General features: G+C 42.8%; 11 protein-coding genes. 5 read left to right on the top strand and 6 right to left on the bottom strand.

Features of this window, described 5'->3' with window-relative positions; genetic code table 11:
- The first annotated feature begins 124 nt into the window (after positions 1-124).
- Positions 125-3,160: a glycosyl hydrolase gene (locus ATK78_RS18990; RefSeq protein ID WP_133577714.1), complete on the top strand. Its 3,036-nt coding sequence runs from the start codon at positions 125-127 to the stop codon at positions 3,158-3,160.
- On the opposite strand, the gene ATK78_RS18995 is transcribed toward ATK78_RS18990, so the two are convergent.
- Entirely contained in the window at positions 3,152-4,024 is an 873-nt protein-coding gene (locus tag ATK78_RS18995) for a 1-aminocyclopropane-1-carboxylate deaminase/D-cysteine desulfhydrase (RefSeq protein ID WP_133577715.1), read from the bottom strand. The genes ATK78_RS18990 and ATK78_RS18995 overlap by 9 nt on opposite strands.
- Before the next feature lie 252 nt (positions 4,025-4,276).
- On the opposite strand from ATK78_RS18995, the gene ATK78_RS19000 reads away from it, so the two are divergent.
- Both ATK78_RS19000 and ATK78_RS19005 read left to right on the top strand, forming a co-directional pair.
- Positions 4,277-5,308 carry an RluA family pseudouridine synthase gene (locus tag ATK78_RS19000; RefSeq protein WP_133577716.1) on the top strand — a complete coding sequence of 344 codons (1,032 nt, stop codon included), beginning with the start codon at positions 4,277-4,279 and terminating at the stop codon, positions 5,306-5,308.
- Complete coding sequence (locus ATK78_RS19005; RefSeq protein WP_317126225.1) at positions 5,278-6,147, top strand: aminotransferase class IV; 870 nt, start codon at positions 5,278-5,280, stop codon at positions 6,145-6,147. Before ATK78_RS19000 ends, ATK78_RS19005 begins: the two co-directional genes overlap by 31 nt.
- Here the strand turns inward: ATK78_RS19005 and fmt are convergent.
- Positions 6,142-7,050: a methionyl-tRNA formyltransferase gene (gene fmt, locus ATK78_RS19010; protein ID WP_133577717.1), complete on the bottom strand. Its 909-nt coding sequence runs from the start codon at positions 7,048-7,050 to the stop codon at positions 6,142-6,144. The genes ATK78_RS19005 and fmt overlap by 6 nt on opposite strands.
- Positions 7,051-7,109: 59 nt before the next feature.
- Between fmt and ATK78_RS19015 the strand changes: the two genes are divergently transcribed.
- Complete coding sequence (locus ATK78_RS19015) at positions 7,110-8,177, top strand: DNA topoisomerase IB (protein ID WP_133577718.1); 1,068 nt, start codon at positions 7,110-7,112, stop codon at positions 8,175-8,177.
- 19 nt (positions 8,178-8,196) lie between these two features.
- Here the strand turns inward: ATK78_RS19015 and ATK78_RS19020 are convergent, their stop codons facing one another.
- The 3 genes from ATK78_RS19020 to ATK78_RS19030 all read right to left on the bottom strand — a co-directional run bounded on the left by ATK78_RS19020 (position 8,197) and on the right by ATK78_RS19030 (position 11,166).
- Positions 8,197-8,409, bottom strand: a complete 213-nt coding sequence (locus tag ATK78_RS19020; RefSeq protein WP_133577719.1) for a hypothetical protein — start codon at positions 8,407-8,409, stop codon at positions 8,197-8,199.
- Between the two features lie 10 nt (positions 8,410-8,419).
- Positions 8,420-9,694, bottom strand: a complete 1,275-nt coding sequence (locus ATK78_RS19025; protein WP_133577720.1) for an exo-beta-N-acetylmuramidase NamZ family protein — start codon at positions 9,692-9,694, stop codon at positions 8,420-8,422.
- A gap of 65 nt (positions 9,695-9,759) precedes the next feature.
- The gene (locus ATK78_RS19030) at positions 9,760-11,166 is read right to left on the bottom strand and encodes a discoidin domain-containing protein (protein WP_133577721.1); all 1,407 of its coding nucleotides are present in this window, start codon (positions 11,164-11,166) and stop codon (positions 9,760-9,762) included.
- 550 nt (positions 11,167-11,716) lie between these two features.
- On the opposite strand from ATK78_RS19030, the gene ATK78_RS19035 reads away from it, so the two are divergent.
- The gene (locus tag ATK78_RS19035) at positions 11,717-12,937 is read left to right on the top strand and encodes an ABC transporter permease (RefSeq protein ID WP_133577722.1); all 1,221 of its coding nucleotides are present in this window, start codon (positions 11,717-11,719) and stop codon (positions 12,935-12,937) included.
- Between the two features lie 11 nt (positions 12,938-12,948).
- On the opposite strand, the gene ATK78_RS19040 is transcribed toward ATK78_RS19035, so the two are convergent.
- Complete coding sequence (locus tag ATK78_RS19040) at positions 12,949-15,357, bottom strand: S9 family peptidase (RefSeq protein ID WP_133577723.1); 2,409 nt, start codon at positions 15,355-15,357, stop codon at positions 12,949-12,951.
- Between the last annotated feature and the right edge of the window lie 102 nt (positions 15,358-15,459).

Consider the following 15,459-nt stretch of genomic DNA (forward strand, 5'->3'; position numbering starts at 1 on the left):
CACCTTCTTTTGGGGAGGTAACAGGATAGCACAGGTTGCCATTGATTCAGTATACCTATATCTTGCTCTGATCACCTAATAAAATAACCGGCCACTACAGACAGGTAATTCTCAGATCATTATAATGAATAAAACATACCTTAATTTATTACTTATCCTTTTATTTTGCTGCTTTTGCGGATGCAGCAAAACGGTTAAATCTGGTGCTTCAGAAAAAGATACCTTAAGAGCAGGTTTTTTAAATCCGCCGGATTCCGCCAAACCTGGAGTTTACTGGTACTTTATGGATGGCAATTTAACCAGGGAATCTATGACCAAGGATCTGGAGTCTATGAAAGAATCGGGTTTAAGCAACCTGGTTTTTTTAGAGGTAAATGTGGGTATTCCACGTGGTGATGTTGATTTTTTAAGTGAAAACTGGCAGAATTTGTTTGCACATGCCGTAAAAGAATGTGAGCGGCTTGGTATTGAGATGACTTTAGGCATTGGTCCGGGCTGGACAGGTAGTGGCGGCCCATGGGTAACCGCAGGTCAGTCCATGCAGCACCTGGTATCCAGCACTGTGGTTGTGGATCATGCCGACCCTAAGCCAATAAAATTACCGGTTCCCAAGCCTATGCGTCCTTATTTTGGTGAAAATTCATTCACCCCTGTATTAAAGGATCAATGGAATGAATTTTATAAGGATGTTGCTGTACTGGCGTATCCTACACCTGTTGAAGGTAAACAAATAGATGATGTTCAGGAGAAGGCGCTTTATTACCGCGCTCCATATTCATCGGCGCCAGGGGTTAAACAGTTTTTACCTTCTGTTGCTTCTTATATAGAGATCCCTAAAGATCAGACCATCGATCAAAGCAAGATCATAGATCTGACTGATAAGCTTAAGCCTGATGGTACCTTAGAATGGACTGTTCCGGAAGGAAAGTGGACCATCGTTAGATTTGGGGCGAGAAACAACGGTGCCATCACCCGTCCGGCACCTTATCCCGGACTTGGTTTTGAAGCTGATAAATTCGATACCACAGCTTTTAATGTGCATTTGGATCGCTATATCGGATCACTGTTAAAGAAAATTAAACAGAACAGGTCAAATACTACAGGTGCAGCAAGTACAGCCGGAGGATTAAAAAGACTGCATATGGACAGTTGGGAAATGGGCGCGCAAAACTGGACCGCTGATTTTAAAAGGCAGTTTCAGCTGAGAAGAGGGTATGACCCGCTGCCTTATTACCCGGTTTATGCCGGTCATGTGGTGGGCAGTGTGGAGATTAGCGAGCGGTTTCTGTGGGACCTTCGTCAGACCTCGCAAGAGCTTGTTCTCGAAAATCATGCCGGCCATGTCAAAAGGTATGCCCACCGCAACGGAATGAGCTTGTCTATTGAACCTTATGATATGAACCCAACGGCAGACCTGGAACTTGGTTCTGTTGCCGATGTGCCCATGGCGGAGTTTTGGAGTATAGGGCTGGGCTTTAACGCGTCTTTTAGCTGCATTGAGGCTACTTCAATTGCGCATGTTGACGGTCGGTCTTTGGTACCTGCAGAGGCTTTTACTGCCCAGAACAATGAAGGCTGGAAACAATATCCGGGGTCAATGAAGAACCAGGGCGACTGGGCCTTTGCAACCGGGATTAATCGTTTTGTATACCATACTTTTCAAAACCAGACCCTGGCAGATTCCCTTAAACCGGGTATGACCATGGGAGAATACGGTGTGCACTGGGACAGAAGCCAGACCTGGTGGCCCATGGTTGGCGATTATCATAAATACATTTCCCGCTGCCAGTATATCTTACAGCAGGGAACTGCAGTGGCTGATATCTTATATCTGAGTCCTGAAGGTTCGCCACATGTGTTCCGTCCGCCGTTTTCAGCCCTATCGGGCGATGCATTTATACCAGACCGAAAAGGGTATAATTTCGATGGCTGTGCACCCGGACAATTATATAAAGCCAGGGTAAAGGACGGTAAGATCGTATTTCCCGGAGGGGCTTCTTACCGGATCATGGTATTGCCTGAATTACAGACCATGACCCCTGCACTTTTAGAGAAAATTAGATCCCTTGTTCGTGAGGGTGCTGTAATTGTCGGTATTCCTCCATTAAAGTCGCCAGGTTTAGCCGGATACCCGAATTGTGATGATCAGGTACATTCGTTGTCTAAAATGCTTTGGGGGTCTTTAGAAACACCAGATCAGCAAACTGAACATCCCTATGGAAAAGGAAAGGTAATTTGGGGAGGATCACTCTACCGTAAAACAGACAATCTCTATCCGGCATACGAACTTACTTCTGCGTTGTTAAAATCTTTAGGTGTTGCCGAAGATTTTAATGCTGAAGGGCCAATCCGTTATACGCACCGCATGGTTAAAGGCCGTGATATTTATTTTGTATCCAATAAAACAGATCAACAGGTAACACATGATGCCTTATTTAGAAATCTGAATGGAACAACTCCGGAGCTTTGGGACCCGATTACCGGAACCAGCAGGCCATTGCCTGATTTCTCAAGCTCTGCTAATCAGACCAAAGTGCCTTTGCAGTTTGATGCTTATCAAAGTTATTTTGTGGTGTTCTCTAAAAATAATGCGGTTGCCAAAGCCGCTAATTTCGATGAACTCCAAACTGTTTCTACGTTAGAGGGTTCATGGAATGTTTCTTTCAATCCGCAATGGGGAGGCCCTGAAAAGATCAACTTTGATCAGCTGTACGATTGGACTAAACGAAAGGAAGCAGGCATAAAATACTATTCTGGCATTGCCGTATATCGTAAATCATTCGACTTTCAGACCGCCCAAAATAGTAAAAAGCATGTTTATCTTGACTTGGGAACTGTTAAACACCTTGCGCGGGTAAAGCTTAACGGTAAGGACCTGGGGGTAGTTTGGACAGCTCCATGGCGGGTAGACATTACAGATGCTGTTATACAAGGTAACAACCAGCTGGAGATTGAGGTGGCTAATTTGTGGCCCAACCGTTTAATTGGTGATGAGCATTTGCCGGATGACGGTATAAAGAATGGCAGGTGGCCGGACTGGCTCAAAAAGGGGTTGCCGCGTACCAGCGGGCGGTTTGCATTTACAACGTATAGGCATTACTCAAAGGATTCGCCATTAATTACTTCCGGATTGCTGGGGCCTGTTAAGATCTTACAATAGTTTATCTTTCATTCCTAAAATGCCGAGCAGGCCGCCTGTATGCAGTGCAATAATTTTGCTGTTTTTTGCAAAGTAGTTTTTGCTCAGGAGATCATCCAGTGCAAAAAACATTTTTGACGTGTAAACAGGATCAATCAGCATGCCCTCTTCTTTTATAAACCGCTTTATGAATTCGATAAGCGCAGGGTTGGTTTTTGCATATCCCCCAAAATGATATTCGGTATGGAGTACCAGCTGTTCTGTACTTCCGGTATGTTTTAAGATTTCATCCGCAATAAAATCACCGCCTTTTAAAACCGGAATGACATGAAGAAGGGTCTTTAATTTGCGCTCCTGGATTCCTTTTAGCAGTCCGGCAGCTGTAGTGCCTGTTCCTGCTGCACAAAATAAGTGTTCTGTATCATCGGGCAGTTCTGCGATGATTTCCGCACAACCTGTTACCGCCTCTGGGGAGGCACCGCCTTCATCTACAAAATAAGTGTTTTCTAAAGCTCCGAAGTGCTGTTCAAATAGCAGCGCTTTGTTTTTGTAGCTTTCGCGGCCGGTAAAGATGAGCTCCATTCCAAACAACCTGCATAAGAGCAGCATTTCATTGTGAACAGATTCACCCCTAACAAATGCGGTGCTTTTAAGACCTGCTTTAGCACATACTGCTGCAGTAGCAACCAGATGATTGGAATAAGCGCCACCAAAGGTTACCAGGTGGTTTTTATGTAAGCTTTTTGCGGTTTCAAGGATGTATTTTAGCTTACGCCATTTATTCCCCGAAACATAAGGATCAATTAAATCATCTCTCTTAACCTGGATCTGGGTTCTTGTTGGATGCTGTAACTGATGTAAAGGACTATAAAGGTCTTTAAACATCTTACAAAGATATCATCCTTTATTAAGCCTTAATCAGTTACGCTTTAAAATAGATTTTTTTAATCAGGTAAGGGAAGAAGTTTAGGATAACTTTAACATTTTGAGTAAAATTTTTCATAGTTCGTCTAATTTGATGGTTTCAGGTATCCACAAATAATAGGCCAATTTCTTTTTTAAATATGTAGATGTTAAAGATTAATTTTGCAACGCGGATACATCAGTTTAGAATGGCTCCCTAACTTTAATTTAATAATGGAAAATACAAATAGCGGGCAGGAATCCGAAGATCAGGACTTATACGAACATTTTGGTATTGTCGTTGATAAAGGACAGTCTTTATTGCGGGTTGACAAGTTTTTGATGCAGCGTATGGAAAATGCGTCACGCAACCGGATACAAAATGCGATTGAAGCAGGAAACGTACTCGTCAATAAAAAAACGGTTAAGGCCAGTTATAAAGTTAAGCCCGCTGATGAGATCTCTATCGTGTTTCCTCATCCGCCAAGAGATACTGAAGTTTACCCGGAAGATATTCCTCTTGATATTGTTTATGAAGATGCAGACCTGCTTGTGGTAAATAAGCCGGCAGGAATGGTTGTTCACCCTGGATTTAATAACTATACGGGTACGCTCGTTAATGCCCTTGCCTTTCACTTTGAGCAGCTGCCCCAACTGCCAGGCAATGAAGGACGCCCGGGATTGGTTCACCGTATTGATAAAGATACATCCGGATTATTACTGATCAGTAAGAACGAAATTACGATGACCAAACTGGCCAAGCAGTTTTTTGATCATACCATTACCCGTAAATATGTGGCCTTAGCCTGGGGTGATGTTGCTGATAATGGTACGGTTACCGGTTTTATTGGACGGAGTTTGAAAAACAGGATCGTGATGGATGTTTATGACGATGAAGAAAAAGGTAAGTGGTCGGTAACACATTATAGTGTATTGGAGCGTTTAGGCTATGTAACTTTGATCAGCTGCCAGCTGGAAACTGGTCGCACACATCAAATCAGAGCACATATGCAGCACATCGGACATCCGCTATTTAATGACGCCAATTATGGCGGGGATAAAATTGTGAAAGGAACGACATTTACTAAGTACAAACAATTTGTACAAAACACGTTCGACCTTTTACCAAGACAGGCCTTGCATGCACAAACGTTAGGTTTTATTCATCCAACTACACAAAAGTATATGGAATTTGAAGCATCTTTGCCACCCGATTTCGATGCGGCGCTTAATAAATGGAGAAACTACATCGTACAGCCCCAATAATGCAACAGGAATATATTTTACATAACGACGAATTTATTGAGAATAACCAACCCATCCTAACCGCCCAAAACCGGGGCTTTAGGTATGGAGACGGGTTATTTGAGTCTATGCGGATCTGTAATGGCAAGCTAAAATTTGCCGAGCAGCATGCAGACCGGCTAAAGGCAGGGATGCAGGCATTAAAAATTGACGGTGGTAATTTGCTGGATGAATATTTTTTGAGACAGAAGACCGCAGAGTTGTGTAAAAAGAACAGGTTTAAAGACAATGCCAGGTTTAGACTGTCCGTTTACAGGGCCGGAGAAGGTTTGTATACGCCGGACCAAAACAAGTGCGGATACGTTCTGGAAGGTTCTGCGTTGACAGAGAGCAGCTATGAACTGAATAAAAAAGGGTTAATTGTTGATGTTTACGACGAGCTGACCAAGCCGGTAGATAAGCTGTCTAATTATAAAACCTCCAATTCATTACTTTATGTAATGGCGGGACTTTATAAAAAACAATATAGCCTCGATGAAGCATTCATACTGAACCAAAATGGTTTTCTGTGTGAGAGCATCAGTTCTAATGTATTTGTGGTTTACAATAAGCAGATCTATACACCTGCATTGTCTGAAGGATGTATTGCGGGGGTAATGCGCGGCGTTGTGATGGGGATTGCAAAAAGCAATGATATTCCATTAATAGAGGCGCAGATCAATCCTGAAGTTTTAAAAGAAGCGGAAGAAGTATTTGTAACCAACGCTGTTGGCGGCATCCGCTGGGTAATGGGCTATGGCAGGAAACGTTATTTTAATGAAATGTCAAAGTTGCTGAGCCATAAGCTCAACGAACTATAACCGCATTCCTCTTAAAAATTCATCAACCAGCATTCTTTTCTTTCCTTCATACTGAACATCGGTCAGCCTGATAAAGCCATCCTTTGCGGCAAACTTTAAAAATGTCTTTCCGTCTGTTAGGAATCCTCCGGCAGCAATACCCGGTTCACTATTGTCCAGCTCTGACTTAAAGATCTTTAATGTCTTATCGTTAAGTTTGGTGAAGGCAGTAGGGTAAGGGCTTAGTCCGCGGATCATGTTGTAGATCGTTTCTGCAGATTGGTTCCAGTTGATTAAGCAGTCGTCCTTAAATATTTTTGGTGCATGTTTAAGTGTTTCAGTTTCGGGCTGCGGCTGTTCTTCATAATTTCCTTCTTCAATGGCCTTTACTGTTTTTACGAGTAACCCGGCACCGGTAACCATCAACTGATCGTGCAGTTCTCCGGCAGTTTCATTCTCTGAAATGGTTACCTTTTCAGAAAAAATGATGTCACCAGTATCAATCTCATGTTTTAAAAAGAATGTGGTTACCCCGCTTTCTTTCTCCCCATTGATGATGGCATGGTTAATTGGTGCAGCACCGCGGTATTGCGGAAGCAGGGATGCATGCAGGTTGATGGTTCCTTTGGGAGGCATATTCCAAACCATTTCCGGAAGCATACGGAATGCAACAACAACCTGGAGGTCTGCCTCCAGTGCTTTAAGTTCTTCGATAAACACCGGGTCTTTCAATTTCAACGGCTGTAATACCTTAATTCCTTTGGCTGCCGCATATTGCTTCACTGCGCTTTCCTGTAATTTTTGTCCTCTGCCTGCAGGTTTATCTGCTGCGGTAACTACACCAACTACATCAAATCCAGCCTCAACCAATGCGTTTAAAGACGCTACAGCAAAATCGGGGGTACCCATAAAAACTATTTTCATTGACTTGTGTTTAGATAAACAAAATAACTAAAAATTTAACGCAATTTTAAGCGAGGTATATGGTCGACACCCTGGAAGAAATCAAATTAAGCGGATTAGTATACGCAACGGATAGTCAGCCAGGTATATACAGAAAGGGTAAGCCCGGGAAATTTTTGTATACTGATCGGGAAGGGAATAAAATTACGGATGAAGACCAGCTGTCGAGAATAAAATCACTGGTTATACCTCCAGCATGGACTGAAGTGTGGATTGCAAATAAAAAGAACGCCTACCTGCAGGTAACCGGTTTAGATGCAGCAGGAAGGAAACAGTATAAATACCATCCGAAGTGGACCTCCCGAAGATCCGACAGCAAATATTTCAGGCTCTTGGAATTTGGTAAAACATTGCCGCAGGTTCGTAAAAGGATTGCAAAAGATTTAAAGCGCAAAGATTTTGATGAGTTAAAGGTTTTGGCCATCTGTATGCAGGTGATGTTAAAAACGTTGATCCGAGTAGGTAACGATGCATATAAACAGCTTTATGGAAGCTATGGACTAACTACGCTAACCAATAAGCATGTTAAGATCAATGGAAATACATTGAAGCTGGCTTTTAAAGGAAAGAAAGGGGTTCAGCAGAATGTAAGCCTCAATGATAAGACACTCGCCAAATTGATTAAGAGATGTAAGGAAATCCCCGGTCAGGATCTTTTTCAATACTATACTGAAGGTAACGAACACCGGGCAATAGACTCTGGTAAAATCAATACTTATATTAAGGAAATTACCGGCGGTGATTTTACGGCTAAAGATTTTAGAACCTGGGGGGGTACGCTGGAAGCACTAAGGCAACTGGCATCCTGCTGCAGTGATGGCACTGAGCGTCCAAAGAAGAAGATCATTGTGGAAGTGCTGGACTGTGTAGCCAGCAAGCTTGGCAACACCAGGGCAGTCTGTAAAAGTTCTTATGTATATCCGCTGCTGCTGGAAGCTTTTGAAAATGATCAATTGAGTAAATACCTCAAAAAGATTAATCTGGTACATTCAGAAACGGTCAAGTCCCTGGAAAATGATGAAAAGGTGCTGATGCAGTTTTTAAAAGCAGTGCAGAAAGCACCGAAGATCCCGGCAAAGAAAAAATAAGGATTCCAGTACAGCTGTATTATTCTTTTGGGGGATTTTTTACAGGATGTACCGGCTGCTCACTTTGCTCCCTTTTCTTAGCGGGGTTTTTAAAATCAGCTTCCTCTTCGGTGTAATCTTTGTCTTCCGCTTGTTTTACCGCTTTATCGCCTGCAGGTACTTTCCCTTTTGGGGCTTCTTCCTGGAAGTTGCTGCTTGGCTTTTCGTTTTTCTTTTTAGGTTCGCTATTCATAACTAGGCGTTTATGGATACAGCAAATACTTTTTGCGCATCGTTTTATACTGACTCAATCCAGGTTCCCAGCTTGCCCTTATCTCTTTTTCAGACTTCCCTGCTATAATTTGTTCTTTTACGCTATAGGCACCGGCAAGCTTGTCAAAACTTCCCATTTGCTTGCTTAGTTTAAAATTAAAGAAGTCTTCCTTATTGGGGTAAGCCTTGTACATCTCAATGATCCAGTCTAACTTTAACGCTTTAGCGTTCCTAATGTTTGAAATATTGTAATTTCTTAGATCAAGTCCGTAGCAAGCCTGGTCCTGATGCAATGGTGTTTCAGACATTCCGGGAATACTTTTTGGCGTAAAAGAAAAGCTGTACTTTCCTTTCAAAGCGGGTGCTCCGAGTACGGTAAACGGAAACTGTGTGCCTCTTCCCTGGCTCAAATAGGTGCCTTCAAATAAACATAGGGTGGGGTATAATAAGATAGACTGCTGGGTGTTTAAATTCGGTGAGGGCTTTACAGGAAGGTCATATGCCATGCTGTGGTCGTAATTGGCAACCTTAATAATCCTGATCTTGCATTTTAACTTGTCCTTTAACCAGCCTTCTCCATTTAGCATCTGTGCATATTCTCCAACCGTAAGGCCATGTACAATTGGGATGGCATGCAATCCTAATCCAGAAACCAATCGCGGATCCAGAACAGGCCCGTCAATATAAAAGCCATTTGGATTGGGACGGTCCAGGATCAGTACTTCTTTACCATTTGCTGCACAAGCCTCCATCACATGCTGTAAGGTATTGATATAGGTGTAGAAACGGACACCAACGTCCTGAACATCAAATATCATAAGGTCTACATCAGAAAGATCTTCTGTAGTTGGTGTAGCGTGTTTGCCGTATAAAGAAATGGCTTTGATGCCTGTTTTGGTATCGACAGCATCGTCTACATGCGCCCCATTACTGGCATCGCCCCTAAAGCCATGTTCCGGGCCAAAGATCTTAACAATGTTAACACCCCGTTTTAAAAGACTGTCCACAGCGGTTTCTTTTCCAATAATAGAAGTTGGGTTAACCACCATACCAACGCGCTTTCCTTTCAGGTAAGGCAGGTATTTCTCGGTTTGTTCTGCACCTGTTAGTAATTTTACTGCTTTGGGCGGATCAATGGCCTCAACATTTACCTGGTTAGGTTTAGGCACTGCCGGGTTAAATGTGACTTTGGCAGGGGTGCTGCAAGAACTAACGGAAGCAGCAATCAGGATTGTATTGATCAGGTGAATGGCGGATGACAGCATATTTTTCAAAGTATATAAAATAAAGGTAACAAAAAATGCTTGTTACCTTTATATGCAATCGGGGTTTATTGAAGAACACGCCACTCACTAAGCTGCAGATCAACACTACCGTTGTTTGCTGTAATGTACAGGCGATAGTATTTGTAAGCTGTGGTATTGGTGAAACTGTATTTTTTAGTTTGGTTTCTGCTGGCAAACGCCTCATTGCTCCTGATGTCCAGCTGTGTAAAGTTTGTACCATCATTTGAGGCCATAATTTTAAAGTTCTTAGGGTCTCTGTCTATCGCATCATTCCCGGAGGTAATGGTATACCCTTTGATAACCTGTGCGGTTGGAAAGTTTAACATGGCGTAAAAACTGGTTGGGTAGGCGCCCAGAAAAAACTTGGTATTATAATAGCTGTCTGTCAATTTTGATGATCCTTCAGCAGCACCAGATCCATTGGTATTTTCATTGCTTACAGTTAACGCTGCGGTTGAAGTAATATCTTTGGTGTAGGTTACGCCTGAAAAGGTAGAACGCGCTGTAGTTAACTGGGTAGTCCAGTTGTTGCCCTGCTCATCCAGTGTACCAAAGGCAGTTAGTGCCAATGGCTTAAGGTCTATTCCGGTAGCGCCGCTCCAAAAGTGTACAAATTCTCCCATGTTCATGCCGCGGGTATAGGTACTGATATTGGCAATACCGTTATTGACGGTCTGTTTTGGGAAATGTACGGAAAGCAAGGTAAAGAAATTGTTTAAAGAAGCCTGGTTTCCCTGTTGTGTATAGATTGGGTAGAACCAGTCCTTAAACCAATGGGTATTGGCGCGCGGATAGCTGTCTGATCCGTTAATAACGAGATTATACCAGCGCTGTGCATCGGCAGTTCTGCCCAAGCCTACATAGACATCATAATTGTAAAGCTCCATCCATTTGCTGTCATGCCAAATACCAAATGCCGGAGATCCTTTTACATTCTTTGAAGCACCTTCAACAATATGTCCAACCTCATGCGTACTCAGATCCAGGTCATTGCCTGTTCCGGAGGTCCATGCCGTAGTGCTGGATGATCCGCAATCGATCACGTTTCTATAATCGTGACCGCCGTCAAAATAGGTACTTGGGTGTCCGCCGCTGTATTTAGCGGTGTGGAAGATGGCATACAGCCGGGAGTCAGTTCCAAAAGAACCGTATTTAAGCTTGGTGTAGTTCCATACCTGGGCCAGAAAGGTGTTGGGCCAGGTCACTGTAGCGGCCACGTCATTGTCATGATAGACTACTACGCTGGTGTCAAAATACTTCCGCTGCAGCAATTGGTTGTGTTCAAACCAGTGTTCCTGCCAGGTGAGGGGCGGATCGGCAAGGACTTGTACGTCTGATTTAGCATCAGGCTTTCCGTAAAGTTCGTCCTGGGTTTTAACTTCGCTTTTTTTACAGGCTATGCCCAGGGCAAGGAGCAAAGCAGTGGCAATCAATAATGGTTTTTGGTTCATAATAGGGGATTTTTAGGTGAGTTAATTGATTTATTTCATACGGTTATTTTAAGAGAAGAATTTGGTTAATTAGGATCAGACACATTAAACAGGCAGCAGCTTATTACTTAAAACGTTTTAGCAAAACACGTTTAAAAAACCATTATTAAATAATGGTCGTTATTGCAACTGCCTTTAATTCAGTGAATAAGAGCGGTGATCAATAGATACAAGGTAAAGTTTTAATATTTGTAATATTACAATGTAATCGGAATGTTACGAAATCAGCTTACCTCACATCTTTTTAATCACGTGTAGCCCTGATCAAATCGCATGATAGGGCTTTTCACTTAAGGTGAAGTTTTTATTCTAACCGTTTTGTTAAATTAGTTATGCCGTTTGGCTTTAACTTCCAGAAGCTGCTGAGTTGTATTAAACTACAAAAGATCAATGGGTGCCTGTTGACCGCTTTTAGTCACGTTATTTGAATTTAAAATCAGATTATAAATTTAAAGTTGCATTTTTACATTTTTGCCGGTTACAATGATCACCATACGTTGAGTAAAGCATATTGAATACAGAATATTTTATAGCGGGGCGGATAGCCATTAAGTCTGAGCGTACGTTCTCTAAGCTGATCGTTCGCATTGCTATAGCTGGGGTAATGCTTAGTCTGGCGGTGATGATGTTATCTGTTGCCATTATTAAAGGATTTAAAACGGAGATCCAGGAGAAAGTAAGAGGCTTCATTGGCGATGTAAGGATCTTTAAATACGATCTCAATAATTCTTTTGAATTATCGCCATTTACGCCGGATACCGGAACGATCAAGAGCCTTAAGAATAACCCGGAGGTTGTTTACTATCAGCCCTATGCAACCAAGCCGGCAATTATATCGGCAAATGATGAAGTTGAGGGCATAAACTTTAAAGGTATTGACGCTACCTTCAATTGGGATTATATCAAAAGGCACCTGGTAAGCGGTACGGTGCTTAATTTTGCAGACAGCGCAAAAGCGATGCAGCAGATCATGATCTCTCAGTATACTGCCAACCGCTTAAAACTTAAGACAGGCGATGATTTTATCATGCATTTCGTTCAGGGTCGTCCGCGCCCGCGAAAACTTAAGATAGTCGGCATTTATAGTATCGGGGTTGAAGAAATAGATAAGAGTTTTGTTGTTGGTGATATCAATCTGATCCGGCGCTTAAACAATTGGAAACCTGACCAGATTGGCGGAATAGAAGTACGTGTAAAAGATTTCTCTAAATTAAAGGAAACATCAACTACAATCTACTCCTCCCTGGAGCTGCGGTTAAAATCGGAGTCTGTTGAAGAATACTTTCCGGCAATTTTTACCTGGCTGTCCCTTCTGGATGTTAACACCAAGGTATTGCTTGTTTTAATGATGGCCGTTGGAGTCATTAACATGATCACTGCATTGCTGATCATGATCCTTGAACGTACGAATATGATTGGGATGCTTAAGGCTTTCGGTATGACCGATCTGAGTATTATGAAGATCTTTCTTTACAATTCCATTTACCTGGTTGGACTGGGCTTGCTTTTAGGTAACCTGCTGGGATTGGGCATTGCCTTTTTACAGACCTGCACACATATATTTAAGCTGGACCAAACGTCATATTATTTGTCCTATGTGCCCATGGAAATCCATTTTACGGATGTATTGCTGTTAAATGTTTCAACGGTACTTATCTGCTTTATCGTGCTTATTTTGCCGTCATTGCTGATCAGCAAAATAAGCCCGTTAAAAGCAATCCGGTTTAAATAGACCGGGTTTTTCTATTTTGTATTCTTCACGTATTTATCCAGCCAGGTGTTCATTTCCCAAAGCATGTGAAGCAGGTTTTCTTTTCCGCTATAGCTGTGTGATTCGTAGGGAAGGAACACAAAACGTGTAGTTCCGCCAAAACCCTTAATGGCATTAAATAACCGTTCACTATTGATCGGAAAAGTACCCGGGTTGTTGTCGGAGTCTCCGTGGATCAAAAGGATTGGTGTTTTAATTTTATCAGCATAGCTGAAAGGGCTCATTTCATAATACAGTTGAGGGGCGTCCCAATAGGTACGTTCTTCATTCTGAAAACCAAAAGGAGTAAGTGTACGGTTATAGGCACCGCTGCGTGCCAGTCCGGCTTTAAAAAGATTGGTGTGTGCCAGTAAGTTGGCAGTCATAAAGGCGCCGTAACTATGTCCGCCAACAGCAACGCGGTTCCTGTCGCCAACACCAAGATCAGAAAGTTTATTGATTGCTGCTTCAGCGTTTAGTTTTAACTGCTCAACAAAAGTATCGTTTGGTTTTTTACCATCCCTGGCTACGATAGGCATCTCTGCATTGTCAAGAACGGCATATCCCTGGGTTACCCAAAAGATAGGTGATGCCCAGCTGATGGTTGTAAAGCGGTCTTTTGAGCCTCTTATTTGCGCGGCATCTGCAGCAGAGTTGAATTCGCGCGGGTATGCCCAGATCAGTACCGGCAGTAGTCCGTCTTTGGCTTTGTCATACCCTTTTGGCAGGTAAAGATCACCGGTAAGATCTACACCATCTGCACGTTTATAGGTAATCTTTTCCTTGCTTACACCTTCCAGCTGCGGATATGGGTTGCTGAAATTGGTAATTGGCTGATCTGCGATACGAAGCATCAAATTTTTAATCAGGTAGTTTGGAACATTCTTTTGAGATTCCTTACGGGTTAGCAATACCAATTTGCTGGCATCCAATACATCAGAAACTACTTCATAAGTTCCCGGAGTGCTTCTCCAGATAATCTCATTCTTTTTCGTTCCAAGATCAAACTTAGCCAGGAAAGGCAGGTCGCCTTTATCCGAAGATCCTGTTGGATTGTTCATTAAAAGTTTGGTTCCATTATCCAAAACCTGGATTACCTGGCGGCCATATTTATTCTTAGTCGTTACCGGGCTTCCAGGGTCACTGTAGGCATCCGTTTGATTGCGTTCGTATAAAGTCTCCAAAGCGCCAGTTGAAGGATTGTAGCGGCTTACCTTTACGGTTTGCTTACTTCTCAATCCTTCTTGGACCAGTGCTAGTGTAGCATCGCCCCAGGAAGTACCGCGATAACGGGTTTGGGTTTTAAAAAGTTCTTTGCCTGCTCCGCTAAATGGCGCACTTAAAGCATAAACGGCATCGTGGAAATCAACTTTAGTTTTAATCAGTCCGCTGTCAAGGGGTTTTGCCCAAACTACGGTTGCGGGTTCATCATCACGCCAGTCGAAACCACGGGGAACATTCTGGGTATTGTCATATCCGGAGGGCGTGCCTTCAGTAGAAGGCAGTTCAGCCAAAACCTTTACCGGTTTACCTGTCAGATCTGTGATGGTTAAAGTTGATGGAAAGCCGCCAGAAGTAACCAGGTAAGAAAATGGTTTTCTAATGGTCCTGATCATTAAATAGTTCTTATCTGGGGATGGAATTACGCTGGTATAAATGGCGGGTTTTGCAATTGGGGTTTCTACGCCTCCTTTATTGCTCACCAGCTGCGCAGTGGCAAAGAAATCAAAGAGCTGCTCATCATACGGAGATTTAATTAAATCCTGGTAGGTAACGCTGGGGGCCGCTTTACCTAGGTTTTGCTGTACAGTTGGTCCTTTAGGCATGAGTGGTTTTGGCGGTGCAGCGCTCGCCGGTTTGGTTACTACCCGATATAGAAGGGTGCTGTTGTCGAGCCAGGTAACCCCAGATCCTAAAACTACGTTTAAAAACTGTTTATTGATCCTGGTGGCTTTTTGTGTGGCCACATCAATCAGGTAAAGGTCTACACCTTTCTGCGTGGTATTTGTAAAGGAAATCTTTTTATCATCCGGACTCCAGCTGATGCTTCCGGCATAAAGAGGAACAGGCAATCCGGTTACTGGTATGGTTTTGCCTGTTTTAATGTTCTTAAGGCTAAAATTGTTGATATAGATCTGTCTGCTCGGAGAATAATTGTTTGGGTTAATTCTCAGTCCGGCTATCCGGTATTCGGGCATGGCCAGTTCTTCCACAGAAGGGTATGAGTTGCGTTCACTAAAAAGTGCCCATTCGGCTTTACCGTCAATGCTGACAGCAGGAGTAGGCTTTGCCAGAAGCAGATCTGACATGGCCTTGGGTGGTACCTGGTAATCTATGGCATCTTGTGCAAAGACATTAAAGGTACCGGTTATAAGAAAAAGGTTTAGGATCAGTTTTTTCATAAAGAATTGGGTTAATGTTGATTTATGCCAATGACTAGTTCAATAAACTTACGGAATGTTTGTCCTAATGAAAATTAGTTTGTATCAAAATGTTGATACAAA

Origin of the sequence: Pedobacter metabolipauper (genome assembly GCF_004362715.1) — a bacterium.
GTDB lineage: Bacteria > Bacteroidota > Bacteroidia > Sphingobacteriales > Sphingobacteriaceae > Pedobacter > Pedobacter metabolipauper.

Excerpts from the sequence above, each read along its gene's own strand:
- ATK78_RS18990 (WP_133577714.1), top strand. The coding sequence starts at position 125 with ATGAATAAAACATACCTTAATTTATTACTTATCCTTTTATTTTGCTGC.
- ATK78_RS18995 (WP_133577715.1), bottom strand. The coding sequence starts at position 4,024 with ATGTTTAAAGACCTTTATAGTCCTTTACATCAGTTACAGCATCCAACA.
- ATK78_RS19000 (WP_133577716.1), top strand. The coding sequence starts at position 4,277 with ATGGAAAATACAAATAGCGGGCAGGAATCCGAAGATCAGGACTTATAC.
- ATK78_RS19005 (WP_317126225.1), top strand. The coding sequence starts at position 5,278 with ATGGAGAAACTACATCGTACAGCCCCAATAATGCAACAGGAATATATT.
- fmt (WP_133577717.1), bottom strand. The coding sequence starts at position 7,050 with ATGAAAATAGTTTTTATGGGTACCCCCGATTTTGCTGTAGCGTCTTTA.
- ATK78_RS19015 (WP_133577718.1), top strand. The coding sequence starts at position 7,110 with ATGGTCGACACCCTGGAAGAAATCAAATTAAGCGGATTAGTATACGCA.
- ATK78_RS19020 (WP_133577719.1), bottom strand. The coding sequence starts at position 8,409 with ATGAATAGCGAACCTAAAAAGAAAAACGAAAAGCCAAGCAGCAACTTC.
- ATK78_RS19025 (WP_133577720.1), bottom strand. The coding sequence starts at position 9,694 with ATGCTGTCATCCGCCATTCACCTGATCAATACAATCCTGATTGCTGCT.
- ATK78_RS19030 (WP_133577721.1), bottom strand. The coding sequence starts at position 11,166 with ATGAACCAAAAACCATTATTGATTGCCACTGCTTTGCTCCTTGCCCTG.
- ATK78_RS19040 (WP_133577723.1), bottom strand. The coding sequence starts at position 15,357 with ATGAAAAAACTGATCCTAAACCTTTTTCTTATAACCGGTACCTTTAAT.